10 protein-coding genes and 1 tRNA gene are annotated in these 13,518 nt (G+C 58.4%); 4 read left to right on the top strand and 7 right to left on the bottom strand.

Annotated elements, in window-relative coordinates; all coding sequences use genetic code 11:
• Positions 1-67: 67 nt before the first annotated feature.
• The 5 genes from LBK75_07985 to LBK75_07965 all read right to left on the bottom strand — a co-directional run bounded on the left by LBK75_07985 (position 68) and on the right by LBK75_07965 (position 3,026).
• The gene (locus LBK75_07985) at positions 68-1,636 is read right to left on the bottom strand and encodes a glycosyltransferase family 39 protein (GenBank protein ID MDR1158229.1); all 1,569 of its coding nucleotides are present in this window, start codon (positions 1,634-1,636) and stop codon (positions 68-70) included.
• Positions 1,637-1,886: 250 nt separating this feature from the next.
• The gene (locus LBK75_07980) at positions 1,887-2,105 is read right to left on the bottom strand and encodes a DUF3791 domain-containing protein (protein MDR1158228.1); all 219 of its coding nucleotides are present in this window, start codon (positions 2,103-2,105) and stop codon (positions 1,887-1,889) included.
• Positions 2,102-2,584, bottom strand: a complete 483-nt coding sequence (locus LBK75_07975; GenBank protein MDR1158227.1) for a DUF3990 domain-containing protein — start codon at positions 2,582-2,584, stop codon at positions 2,102-2,104. Before LBK75_07975 ends, LBK75_07980 begins: the two co-directional genes overlap by 4 nt.
• A complete protein-coding gene (locus LBK75_07970; protein ID MDR1158226.1) occupies positions 2,581-2,799 on the bottom strand; it encodes a DUF3791 domain-containing protein in 219 nt (72 codons plus the stop codon). Before LBK75_07970 ends, LBK75_07975 begins: the two co-directional genes overlap by 4 nt.
• Positions 2,800-2,949: 150 nt before the next feature.
• Positions 2,950-3,026, bottom strand: a tRNA-Pro gene (locus LBK75_07965).
• A gap of 231 nt (positions 3,027-3,257) precedes the next feature.
• Here LBK75_07965 and LBK75_07960 point away from each other — a divergent pair.
• From LBK75_07960 to LBK75_07945, 4 genes are read left to right on the top strand one after another with little or no spacing between them, the layout of a single operon-like run.
• Positions 3,258-4,904 carry an S-layer homology domain-containing protein gene (locus LBK75_07960; protein ID MDR1158225.1) on the top strand — a complete coding sequence of 549 codons (1,647 nt, stop codon included), beginning with the start codon at positions 3,258-3,260 and terminating at the stop codon, positions 4,902-4,904.
• A 55-nt stretch (positions 4,905-4,959) separates the two neighbouring features.
• Positions 4,960-5,826, top strand: a complete 867-nt coding sequence (locus tag LBK75_07955) for a DUF4430 domain-containing protein (protein ID MDR1158224.1) — start codon at positions 4,960-4,962, stop codon at positions 5,824-5,826.
• 12 nt (positions 5,827-5,838) lie between these two features.
• On the top strand, positions 5,839-6,729 hold the full coding sequence (locus LBK75_07950; GenBank protein MDR1158223.1) for an energy-coupling factor transporter transmembrane protein EcfT: 891 nt from the start codon (positions 5,839-5,841) through the stop codon (positions 6,727-6,729).
• On the top strand, positions 6,702-9,248 hold the full coding sequence (locus LBK75_07945; GenBank protein ID MDR1158222.1) for an ATP-binding cassette domain-containing protein: 2,547 nt from the start codon (positions 6,702-6,704) through the stop codon (positions 9,246-9,248). The genes LBK75_07950 and LBK75_07945 overlap by 28 nt, the downstream gene beginning before the upstream one ends.
• 138 nt (positions 9,249-9,386) lie before the next feature.
• On the opposite strand, the gene LBK75_07940 is transcribed toward LBK75_07945, so the two are convergent.
• Positions 9,387-12,914, bottom strand: a complete 3,528-nt coding sequence (locus LBK75_07940; protein ID MDR1158221.1) for an S-layer homology domain-containing protein — start codon at positions 12,912-12,914, stop codon at positions 9,387-9,389.
• Positions 12,915-13,163: 249 nt separating this feature from the next.
• Positions 13,164-13,518 (bottom strand): ABC transporter permease (locus LBK75_07935; protein MDR1158220.1); only part of this gene is annotated, 355 nt, incomplete at its 5' end.

Raw genomic sequence — 13,518 nt, 5'->3', positions numbered from 1 at the left:
CAGATATGATTCAGGTGTCAGAAGTGCGTCTGACTCTTGAATCATACCTTATCTTCTTATGAGCAAATTAAAAAGTATACATCAAAATCCCATAAGAGCAATCCTTATGGGCGCGCTTTGTTCGATCGCTCTTGAGCGACACGGCTGCCAGAAGGAACAGCACAGGCAGCATGATATAGTCGTACCGCTTTTGCACTTCGACCACACTGAAAACGAAAAACGTCCCCAGAAACAGGATGACCGCAAAGAGCAAACATGGGGAGACCTCCCTGCGTCTGAACAATCGAAATTGCGAAAACGCGCCAAATAGAAACAGCAAGAGCCAATACAGCCCATCGATCAATGTCAGGATGTTTTTCAGTGTTACAACCCGCATGCTCACACCCAAGGAGATGACGTCGTTGTCAGAAAATGGGGCCAGTGCGGGGAATGTGCTCTGTTTGTCCGTCCACATGACGTCGGCTTTTCTCCACATGTGAGCGGCCAGCTTTACAGGCCCAATTGACAGCCTTTTATGGATGATATCCAGAGTCATTGCATCCCGTGTTTTGGCGTCGTAATCGCTATCCAAACTCATCAAAAACGTGGCGTCCTCTTTGGTATATTGCCCGGTGCTGCTTGCGTTGAGGCCCGTAGCGAACTTATACAGCGGAAAGTTGTTTTTGAGTCCATTCGGGTTCAGGTTTGCCCAGACAAAAAGTTGCGAGATCACGGCGCTCAGACACAGATAAACAGCGCAGAAGAGCACAAGCGGCAGGACACGGCGCAGAAGGGAATTCGTAACTTTGGCAGACAGGGCCGACCGGGCGTCCCGATTTTGATGGAAAGTCAAAAACAGCAACAGAGCGGCGAAGCCGCTGAAAAACAGAATGCCTTCCGGCCGCAGCATATTCCCGACGGCAAAGCAAACGGCGCCGACACAGCACCGCGCCCCGTCGAGCGGAATCCGCGAGAACGCGATGCAGACGCCGAGGTACATAAAGAACACGGCGGACAGCTGGTTCGTGTAAACGCTGGCTAGGGTATAAGGGAAGGGAAAGACGAGATAGACCAAACTGAGGACGAATGCACTTTTTCGGGAAAAGAATTTACGCAACAGATAGAAGATACACAATACGGTACCCGCCTCGAACAGACAGTTCACATATACCAACGCCAGTTCGTTTTGGGGGAATAACACGGCGAAAGGGGCCATAAACGCGGGGAATCCGGCCTGATAGGCCCAGGTGTAAAAATAGGGATCGGTCGTATACCGGCTACTGCCAGACGCAATGTTGTTTGTGATCCAATAGAAGAGCTGAAAATCGGAGTATTGCGGCGTTTTGACTGTGGAGATCCAGACAAAACGCAAGGCATAGGCGATGAAGAACAACGCGATGTAATAGTATTTTATCGTGCCTTTCCGTTCGGGCACGGCGTTCTCTCTGCGGCAAAACCGATCCACCACATAGACGACGGCGGCACACGCCACCAAAACAGCCGAAAACAACAGCAACGACTTCGCGGCGGTAGCGCGATTGGAAAACAACGGAACAGTTTTATCGATGAGGACATACAGATTTTTACAGGCCAGCAAGGCAAACAGCGCGGTGCCGATGAGGAACAATGCTTTGGTGATAGCGTTGTTCTTTATCATGTTCAAAATCTATACCCACCTCTTTTATAGCACTCGCGTTGGCATCTTCCGGTTCCTCGTGAAATCCTGCGGTCGCTTCCTCGCAGCATTGAGAAATTCCTGCCCCTCTATCATTCCTTTCACTGCTTCAATAGCCTGTGTCAATACTATGCGTCTCTTTGACTGCTTTTTCATCGGAAGCCTCCTTGCACTATTCCCTGTTGACATTGGGTGTCAGAAGTGCGTCTGACTCTTGAGGCATACCTTATCTTCATTTTTGTTTCGACCGATTCATTTCAAGTTGCAATTCTTCCGCGAGATATCCATCGCTTCGACAGTGCATATCGGAAATGCCGTGTTCCATCTCATAATGCGTTTCTGAAAGATAAAAATATTCCAATGCTTCACGCAGAGGAAGACCCGTTTGTGCGGCAAACAGTTGAATCACACGGACGTACTTGTGTTGCAATAACAATCGATTGATTCTCATACTATCACCTCACTTTTTATGAAGTGAAGATATATATCGATTATATTTTGATTTGTAAAACAATACTGCAAATTTGGTTCTTCAAAACGCAACCTTTCGATTGCAGTATATTTGTCGGAATATCCGCTGAAATATATTTCCAATGCATCAAACACTTTATCGTTGGCAACACTTCCTATGAGCAAATCAAAGCCATCATTCTTTCCCACACCCATTCGACAAAGTGTGACAAAATCAAGCCATTCTTCGCTGTATGTAGGAAATTCAAGTACACGCATGTCTTCTCGTATTTTTACTTCATCGACCTCATAGGATGAAATCACTCTCTGTCCATATCGACGCAGGAATCGGGCCGTCCATTTGATGACTTGTTCTCGATATGGCGTAGTATAAAATCCTCTGCCAAAGTCGAGTTTTTTGCGGGAATGCCATACATCCGGCTTTTCAATTGCGACATATGAGCCATGATATAGAATCATTGAATCGATCCTTCCTTCTTCATCAGACCTACCAACTCCTCAACGATATACTCCTTTCCTTGTGTGTGAAGCACATCATAATATTCAAGTATATACGTGTCAAGGATGTTGCCATTTCCGGTCAATAACTCAAAAGACTCTTTTCCATCCATCTTCAAATATCCCGCGATACCCTCAATACAAAACACAGCGAAGAGCAGCATATCACCGTTCATTTCAGTCTTTCTCTCCTTTCTTTGGCACGCATCCTTTTGCTCGTTGTTCGTTAGTTCCGCAGGAGATTTCACCAGTTCTCAGAGCATGCGGAAATGAAACAGCCCCTTGAAAACACTGCGCCACAGCGGTTTCGAGAGGCAAGTTTGTCATGGTCGAGGTGACAGGACTTGAACCTGCGGCTTCGTGCTCCCAAAGCACGCGCTCTGCCAAACTGAGCTACACCTCGTCAAAGCAATCGGATATACAAAGGTATTATACACAGGACACAGGCAAAAGTCAAATATGTTAAAATTTTACTTTTTTGGCGCTTCGACGCCACGCGCACCGCCTGACTCTCGGCCCCTCAGTGTCGCCGTCTCCCACCCCTCTTGACAGCCGCCTCTGTCCGTGCTAGGCTTTTAACAAATCTGTCATTCGAGCGGCCTGCTTCGAAACGCCCGGAAAGGAAAGAAGAGCGATGTTGTCACATAAAAAGAGATTTTTCTGCTTATTATTGGCCGTGTGTCTCGCCCTGGCGCTGCCGCTGACGGCGCTTGCGACCGAGACGTCAGCGCGGGCGTCGTCCGCACTGGCGGCGGACGACGCTTACGAGGAGACGCTGGCAAACGCCCTCGCATACATTTTTTCTCGTGTGCCCGAGCCGACTTTCGGAATGGAGTGGTCTGTGCTGGCTCTGGCGCGTGCCGAATATCCGGCGCCAGGTTACTACAGCGGATATTTTGACAAAATCGTCGCCCATGTCCGGCAAAACGGAAACGCCCAGTTGGACCGCAGCCGGGTGACGGAAAACGCGCGTCTGATCTTGGCGCTGTCCGCCCTCGGCCTCGAAGCCACGGACGTGGGCGGACACAACCTGCTCACCCCGATGGCCGATCTCTCCTTCATCACCCGACAGGGCATCAACGGCCCGGTGTTCACCTTGCTTGCGTTGGATACAAAGGCATACGAGATCCCGGCGGACGACAGCGCCGCCGACCCGGCCACGCGCGGGAAAATGATCGACTACATCTTAAACAGAGAGATTCAAAAAGGCACAAAAGAAGCGGGCGGCTTCGCGCTCTCCGGCTCCGTCCCCGATCCGGATATGACGGGCATGGTGTTGCAGACCCTGTCTCCGTATCGAGACCAGCCGCCGGTCGCCGCGGCGATCGACCGCGCGCTGGCGGCGCTCTCCGACATGCAGGAGGACGACGGCGGTTTCTCTTCTTGGGGCGCCGTCAATGTCGAGAGCATCTCCCAAGTCATCGTCGCTCTGACCGCGCTCGATATCGATCCCACGGCAGATCCCCGCTTCATCAAGAGAAACGGCGATCCAGTGACCGCGTTGCTGCGCTTCGCCGTGGGCAGCGGCGGTTTCAGACACACCCAAACGGGCGAGGTCAGCGACATGGCGACCGATCAGGGGACATACGCCCTGACGGCTTACGACCGGTTTCGGAAAGGAAAAAACAGCTTGTACGATATGCGGGACGCCTTCGGTCCTTCGGGGCCGCCGCCCACTGGGGACGCGGCCGCACCCGAAACGCCGGCGGCCGGGACCGGCAGCGAGGATGTCCTCCCATTTGACGACGTGACGGCGGCGGACTGGTTCTACGAGGCAGTCAATTATATGCAGTCTACAGATCTGATGCGAGGCACCGGCGCCGCGAAGTTTGCGCCGAACGCCGCTTTGACCCGCGCGATGTTCGTGACAATCCTCCACCGTTGTGAACATGAACCCGCCGCGGCAGGCGCAGCGGCGTTTCCCGATGTGACAGACGGCCAATGGTATACGACCGCCGTCGCCTGGGCCGGCGCGAGCGGGCTTGTATCCGGGTACGGCGACGGCCGGTTTGGTCCGGACGACAACGTGACCCGCGAACAGGTCGCGGTGATTTTGTACCACTACGCGGCTTGGAAAGCTCTCGACACGAGTGCGGCCACGGACCTCGCGGACTGCGCCGACGTGGGCAGCGTGTCCGACTGGGCGCTGCCCGCCGTGCGGTGGGCGGCCGCCGAGGGTCTGCTCACCGGCCGCGCGGCAGGGATACTGGCTCCAAAAAATACAGCTACCCGCGCCGAGGTAGCGGCACTGTTGATGCGATTTCTCACACTATCCGCCTGAACCAACAACAGTTCAGGTGTCAGAAGTGCGTCTAAGAAGGGGAGCGTGATCTGCTGTGTTGAAGAAGTCGCTGCTCCTGTTGTGCGCCGCGGTCTGCCTGCTCGCCGCATGGTTCTGGGGCGGCGGCTATGTGCACCGGGATGGCGCCGCGCCACTCCCCTCACCGGCCGCCGCCGACCGGGTGGCCTCGGCTGTGTCCGACGCGGTGGAGATCCCGTCGCCGTCCGTGACGACGCCGGCAGCTCATACAGGGGGCGACACCGCGCCCACCCCGACAGCGTCCACTGAAACGTCGGATACACCGCCGCCGTCTACGCCACCGGGCATATCCGAGCCTCCTCCTGCCGCCACCGCGCATCGATCGGCAGATCCGTCGGACATGTCCCCGGCGCCATCGCCCGGCCCGGCCGCAACACCGGACGCGGCTCAGGACCAATACTTCACCGATCCCGTGCCGTCGGGCAAACCCCCGCCCATGGAATCGCAGGAGGTGAGCCTTAGCGGGAACATCTATACCTGTACTCTCTCCGTACGTTGTGATACACTTTTGGACAATCTGGTGTACCTGGAACCGGAAAAACACGAACTTGTCCCCGCAGACGGCGTGATCTTCCCCGCGGCGACCGTCACATTCTCCGAAGGCGAGAACGCCTTCATCCTTCTCCAGCGCGAGATGCGGCGCGCACAGATCCATCTGGAATTCGTCCGCACGCCGCTCTACAACTCGGCCTACATCGAGGGCATCCACAACCTCTACGAGTTCGATGCGGGCGAGCTGTCCGGCTGGATGTACAAGGTCAACGGCTGGTTCCCGAACTACGGCTGTTCGCGTTATCTGCTGCAGGACGGCGACGCGGTGGAATTTGTCTACACCTGCGACCTCGGCCGCGACGTGGACGGGGGCGGCGTCGTGCAGGATTAGAGAGGTGCCCGCATGAGAGATTCCTTTTCGTCCTATCACCCCGCCGTAAACATGCTGTACTTCATACTGGTGATCGTGTTCGCCATGGTGTTCATACATCCCGTCTGCCTCGTCTTGTCGTTTGTCTGCGCGTTTTCGTACACCGTGTATCTGAATGGCAGACGGGCGCTGACATTCGCTCTGGTAGGCATGCTCCCCATGCTGCTGACCGCAGCGCTGATCAATCCCGCTTTCAACCACCGGGGCAGTACAATTCTGAGCTATCTGTCGAGCGGCAATCCGCTGACGCTGGAATCGCTCATCTACGGCGCCGCCGCGGCGCTCATGCTCGTCACGGTCATGTCGTGGTTTTCCTGCTACCACGCCGTCATGACCTCGGACAAATTTGTCTATTTATGCGGGCGGATCATCCCCGCTCTGTCCCTGACTTTGTCCATGGCACTGCGCTTCGTGCCACGCTTTCGAGCTCAGATTAAGGTCATCGCCCGCGCACAGGCGTGCCTCTGGCGAGGCGTCTCCCACGGCGGCCCGCTCCGGAGGGCACGGCACGGTTTCCGCATCCTCTCCATCATGGTCACTTGGGCGCTGGAAAACGCGATCGAAACTGCCGACAGCATGAAGAGCCGCGGGTACGGTCTGCCGGGACGTACGGCATTTTCTCTATATCGTTTTGACAGGCGGGATCTGCGCGCGCTCCTCTTTCTGGCCGCCGCCGGTGCGTACATCGTCGCCGGCGCCGCGGCGGGCGGACTGTATTTTCGCTACTTCCCCACCCTCCAAGGCGCGTGGGCCGGCGGTCACACGCTCAGCCTGTTTGCGGTTTATCTCGCGCTCGGCATGACGCCGCTCGTCATCAACATCCGGGAGGATCGAATGTGGAAAGTTATCGCATCGAAAATCTGACCTTCACCTACCCGGAACGCACGCGGCCTGCCTTGGACGGGATCAGTGCCGTGATCGAACGGGGTTCGTTCGTCACCCTCACCGGGCCGTCCGGCAGCGGCAAGACGACGCTGCTGCGGCAGCTCAAACCCACACTGGCCCCGCACGGCGTCAAAAGCGGCGCGATCCGGTTCGAAGGCGCAGCGCTCGACAGCCTGCCCCAGCGGACCCAGTGTGCCAAGATCGGCTTCGTCATGCAAAATCCGGACAACCAGATTGTCACCGACAAGGTATGGCACGAGTTGGCGTTTGGACTGGAGAGCCTCGGCTTCAATACGCAGACAATCCGCCTGCGCGTGGCGGAGATGGCGTCGTTCTTCGGCATTCAGACCTGGTTTCACAGGCGCGTCGACGAACTGTCGGGCGGACAAAAACAGATCCTCAACCTCGCGTCCGTCATGGCCATGCAGCCCTCCGTCCTGCTTCTCGACGAGCCAACCGGCCAACTCGACCCCATTGCGGCGTCGGAGTTTCTGTCGCTCGTGGGGCGGATTAACCGCACGCTCGGCGTGACTGTGCTCCTCATTGAACACCGCTTGGAAGAGGTGTTCCCGCTGTCCGACCGCGTGATCGTCATGGACGGCGGACGCATCCTCTGCGACGGGGCGCCGGCCCATGTGGGGCAAGCCCTGCTGCACCGCCGTCGTGACTTTTTTCTCGCCATGCCGACAGCCATGCGCGTGTGGGCCGCCGTGGCGAGCACATCCCCTTGCCCTGTGACGGTGCGGGACGGGAAGGCGTGGCTCGACGCGCGGCAGACGACGGGCCGAGACTCGGGTGCCTTGGCGGACGCGCCTTGGGAACCGGCGCGTGAAGCGCCGCGCCGCGCCGCGCCGGCTTTGGCCCTCGACGAGGTCTGGTTTCGCCACGGGAGAGACCTGCCCGATGTGGTCAAGGGGCTGTCATTTCAGGCATACCCCGGCGAGATCACGGCGCTCCTCGGCGGCAACGGCACAGGAAAAACGACGGCGCTCTCCTTGATGGCGCATCTCTACCGGCCGTATCGCGGACAAGTGCGGATTCAAGAGCAAGTTATGGGGGATGCTTCCAATTTTCGCAGCGGTCTTTTGGCTCTCTTGCCGCAGAATCCGCAGGCGCTGTTTGTCAAAAAGACCGTCCGTGCGGATCTATGGGAGATGCTCGCAGAGAGCAAGGAACCGGACAGGCAGGCGCGGCTGCGGCAGATGGCCGCGCTGTGCCGTCTGGATGGCCTGCTGGATGTCCACCCTTACGATCTTTCGGGCGGTGAACAGCAGCGCGCGGCGCTCGCGAAGGTGTTGTTGATGCGCCCGCGCATCCTGTTGCTCGACGAACCGACAAAGGGCCTTGACGCCGCGCTGAAGCAGATGTTGGCCGGGATTTTGAAATCCCTCGCGGCGGCGGACGTGACCGTCGTCATGGCCAGCCACGACGTCGAGTTTTGCGCCGAATACGCCGACCGCTGCGCGTTGCTTTTTGACGGGCACATCGTGTCCGATGGTGTGCCGCGCGCGTTTTTCTCTGGCCACAGCTTTTACACCACCGGCGCGAACCGCATGGCGCGCGACATCTGGCCGCAGGCTGTGACGGTGCGGGACGTGGTCCGGGCGCTCGGCGGAACGGACCCGCCGCCGGGCGAGGATAGACCGAACGACAGCGGCGGGGACGAGCCGGGAGACAGCGGCAGGCCAAAGAGCGGTGATCGCACTCCGGACGGCGCACCGCCGGTACGGCGCGGCGCGACGTCGACGACACAACCCCCACCGGTTTCCCGGCACCCACTCCCTCGACGGACGCTGGCGGCGGCGGGGATGATCCTGCTGGCGGTCCCGCTGACGATCTACGCCGGTTATGCTCTGTTTGGCGATCGCAAATATTATTTCATCTCTCTGCTCATCATTTTGGAGACGATGCTCCCCTTTGCACTGGTCTTCGAACGCCGCCGACCCCGGGCGCGCGAACTCGTCATCATGGCCGCGCTATGCGGTCTTGCGGTAGCGGGGCGTCTGGCTTTTTTCATGCTGCCGCAGTGCAAGCCGGTCGTGGCGCTCGTCACCCTCTCGGGGGTGGCGTTCGGCGGCGAGGCGGGCTTCCTCGTCGGGGCGCTGACGGGGTTTGTGAGCAATCTGTTCTTCTCGCAGGGGCCCTGGACGCCGTGGCAGATGTTTGCCCTCGGTCTCATCGGCTTTCTGGCCGGCGTGCTGTTTCGCAAGGGCCGCCTGCACCGCGACCGCGGTTCTCTCGCCCTCTACGGCGGCTTCGCCGCGTTCTTTCTCTATGGCGGGATCATGAACCTTGAGATGGCGCTGATGTACCAACCCCAGCCGACGGGGGCAATGCTCCTCGCCACTTATTTACGAGGCGTCCCCTTCGATCTCATCCACGCTGCCGCCACCGTGTTCTTTCTATTCATCCTTTCCAAGGCCATGCTGGACAAACTCGACCGCATTAAAATCAAGTACGGCTTAATCGAATACAGCACGACAGACACTCATGATTGATCGTCTTCTACAAAACGCATTACCTCAGCGTGGTCTTTTTTAGATGACAACCTGCCCATGTAAACAGGCAGGGCCTCCGGCGCGATGCGCCGGAGGCCCTGCCTGTTTACCATCGAGTCCGGATTACACACCGGATCATTACGTTTCCGACCACAGTGTTTGGAGCAGATTCAGCACGACCTGGGCGGCTTGGGCGCGGGTGGTGAAACCCTTGGGATCGAATACGCCCGGGGATACGCCGGTCATCAGGCCACAGGCCACCACCTGCGCGATGGCGGTGCGGTACCGCCCGTCCATCGCTTCCGCGTCGTCATATGCCACCCCGATCTCCGGCAGCACCTCCGCGGCGCGCCAGCCGTCCCGTAACGCCAGATTGGCCAGCAGAACCGCCATCTCCTCCCGCGTGATCACGCGGTCCGGCAAAAACCGGCCGTCGTCCGCCACAAGCCCCTGCAGCAGGCCCACCGCCTCGGCAGCCGATACGGCGGCGTGGTACCACGCTCCGTCCGTCACATCTCGGTACCCCAACGGCCCGGCGGGCGGCGCCGGTAGGTCCAGTACATTGGCCAGCAACTGGACAAACTCGGCCCGTGTCAGAGCCCTGTCCGGGCTGTATCTGCCGCGGCCTACGCCGGCCACAAGCCCTCTGGCCGCGAGCTGTTCAATGGCCGCATGCCCCCAGTGCGCCTCTGTAACGTCGCTGAACGACACGCGGTGATGGTCCACCACAAACAGCGAGAAATGCCGGGTGGTAAACGTGACGCGGTTTTCGCGCGCATAGAAGGTGCTGACCTTCTCACGCACCTTGCGCGCGTCCCCATCCAGCGCGCTGACGACCACGGCCTCCGCCGCCTCGCCGGCCTCCAGCGCATAGGGCAGGCTCACCAAGACGCCACCCGCAAATTCCGAGATCTCCGTCTCTCCGGCCTGTACCCGCAACTCGTAGACGGGCCGACCGGCCGCTGCTTTCGCTCGCGCCTCCCCGAGCGCCGATACGTCGGTAGATCCCGCGTGAATCGTGACGTCCCCGGCCGTCTGCCCGATCCCGCGGATAACCGCGGTGCTGAAGTTGAGCGTCACATCGCCCGCCTGCACCGCGAGCCGGATGCCCTCCTTATTTTCTAATATTTTCCATGCTCCGCGCGGCATTTTCAGGTCCACTGGCACCTCGGACACAGGCGGCTGCACCCGGACGGTGACCACCGGCACGCCGCCGCTCGCCTTGGCCTCCTCCAGCGCGTGGAACACGGCGGCGCTGATCTCACCGGTCTGGACCGACGCGCTCGTCCGTCCACCAGCCGTCTTTGCGGTGGGCGTTGTGTCGATACGCGCACCCACCACTTGATTGACAGGCCCCGCGGCGGCGGAACTGCGCGTACCCGTGGGCATCTCCCCAGACACCTCCGCCTCGATGAACCGGGCTTCCAAGGTCACGTCCGCATCGACTAGGAAGCGGTATTGGGCCTCTGTCGAGACTCTCTCGCCCGTCAGATACCAGCCCTCAAAGGCGTAACCCTCGCCGGCCATGGCCTCGACCTGCGCGAAGTTCCCAAGCTGGCGGATGCCCTGGCCCATGACCGTCCCTTGTTCCTCGTTGGCCGAGACCACTTCGACGCTGTAGTAGGCCTCCGCGGCCGCCAGACCCGACAAGTCGTCATCCGGTGCGATCTCCGCCTCCTCACAGGACAGCGCGTACGCGACTGACGAACCCTCCTGCGCCTCATTCGCCAACGCTTCCTCGTCGTAGGCCGGGACATCGCCCGTCAGCGTCATCCCCGTCTCAATGGAGATCCCATAGTAGTTGACCAGCCGGGACACCTCGCCCGCCTCTGGGCTGTATTCGTTGACAGAGTAACTGAGCGTCCCCTCCTGCGTGGCCACCACTTCCACCGTGTAATCCGCGACAGCCGGGAGATAGACCAGCTTTTCTCCGTCCTCGTTCACCACCGAGATCAAACCGTCGCCCACATCCTGCGGATCGTCCGATACGATTGAGGCTATTAGATTGCCGTCTGCGTCATATACCGCCACATCCACCGGACAGTTGACCCGGATAACCCGGTAGGAACCGCTGCCAAACATGGGCGCACCATTTTCGGCATAGTAGGTGTCCATCGACTGCATCCAAGCGAGATAAATCTCAGGCGCGTGCGCTTGGAGGATGCTTGATAAATTGCTGAAAAGATTGGCGACGAGCACCGGGTGGCTCAGCGCGAAATCCACGAGACTGGCGGATAGGGTAACGGCGAACCGGCGGATAAAGGCCGCGTCATACGAGGTGATGCCGGCCTCACGTAGGCTCTGCGTTATATAGTTTTCTACCAGCTGCACGGTGGTCCCGCCAGCCCAAATCTTCCCGGCGGTGCCAAACACCCCTGTGGACGCAAGCAGCGGGGCGATGTTGCTGCACAGCCTCTGCTCAAGCGACTTTTGGAACTGCTTCCACTGCCCGCCATCTGTGCCCGCGAGCATGACCATGAGTTCCCGCATGCCCTCTTGATAGTTCTTCACATAATTTTTGCGACTCTTGAGCGTCTCTTTCGCAAACTTCGTGACGAGGTCGTTCAAGAAGATATCCTGGGTGACGCCCGGCGCTTCCACAAGGCTGAGAAACGGCTTGCCGCCGGGCAGGATAGCAAGCAGATTCACCTTGAGCGTCTTCATGGCAAAATCGTCGATGGCGTACCGCTCCGTCGCGCCCAAGGCTTCATAGCGTGCGAGCATATGGCTCAACTTCTCTGAGTAGACCGGGTCCGTCACCCGGCTCGGCAGCCACAGCGTCTCCCCATACCAGGTGAAATCCCATGTCGAGGGCGCCACTTTGGAGGCAGGGTCGCTCAGACTGATGACGTTAAAGATGTTGGCGTAGCGCGCCGTGTTGCCGCCAAGCGCCCGGGGCACCCCCTGCGGCGTCCCGAAAGTATAGGCATACAGATCTTCAGGGCGGAGCGTACCTCCGCCCAGCGCGGTGCCATCGTCCAACGCGCCCGCCAACAGATTCGCCGTCGCCGCGCCACGACTGAATCCGGTGATCCAGAGTTTCAGATCCCCTTCGATGTTCTTCTGGTCGATATAATCCTGCACAAACGTCAGCACTTGATCCCGAGCCTCTCGGAACCCCTGGTGCAGACCGCTTTCGCCAACAGTTAGGCAGCCAGCCCATTCGCTCTCAAATTCGCCGCCCCGGATCGCCAGCGCGAGCAGCGTATAGGGTCTGTTGTCCACAATCAATGTTTTGCGGGCGATGACCGCGCCGATTGAATCCCTGGTCGGCTTCACATAAAACCACCCGTTAGCCGCGAAATCGGTAAATCCAATTTCTTCTAAAAGATTCTGCGCATTGCGGCACTTGGTCTCGTATGTATCGATCTTTTTACTGGCCGTCGACATCGCGAAACAGAGCGACATCGTGGCAAGGTGCGGGTTGTAACCGCTGTAAGAACTGGGGAAAAAGTACGAATCGTCGTAACAGTACTCCGCGCTGACGTCGCCGTCACTGGTGAACGTGGCATAGCGAAACACACCGGACCGCTGTGTGAAATAGGCCTCCCGCAGGCCGGCCTCGTCGGCCACCTGCAGCGGCGCCGCAAATGTGGAAGCCGACAGGACCACCACCATCAAACACAGCGCAGCGAGCCGCTTCCAAATGTTCTCTTTTCTCCTCATACAATCTCCTCCTTAACGGCGCCGGACAGTGCCGTTTTTATATTACAGGGCTTCTACATTCCCCAATAACAGAGAGTATTATATGATAGCAACCCACAGAAGTCAATCTTATTTTCCATATTGTAGGAAATTTTGGGGCTGTTTTTGTATACCCTTGGCGTTTACAGAAGCAAGACAAGGCAAAAGTAGAGGGCACTTGATTGCTTTGCTGGGTTTGACTCATGAGATACCGGTTAAGCCTCCCCAAATTTATTCTCTGAGCGCCTCAATAACGCTCAACTTGCCGATTTGACCCTCGGCGATATTGGTCGCGGTAAATACTATGGCCAGTACGCCGACCACGCTGATCACAGCGGCGAGCCACGGATACGTGAAAGTCATCTCCCCCGACCGCGTGAAGCCGGAATAAAGGATACAACAAACGACCGAACCGAGCGGCAGCCCAAACAGCAGCGCGCGGCCGGATGAGAGAAGGCATTCGCAGCGCAGCATTTTCGATAGGTTCTTCCTCGACATGCCAATGCCCCTGAGCAGGGCAAACTCACGGTTTCTGAGGCGTATATTCGTCACGACAGCGCTTACGATATTGGTGACGGCAATCATC

Source organism: Oscillospiraceae bacterium, assembly GCA_031265355.1.
Lineage (GTDB): Bacteria > Bacillota > Clostridia > Oscillospirales > UBA929 > JAIRTA01.
Note: the sequence above shows the minus strand (reverse complement) of the source record. Positions and strands in the feature narration are given on the sequence as shown.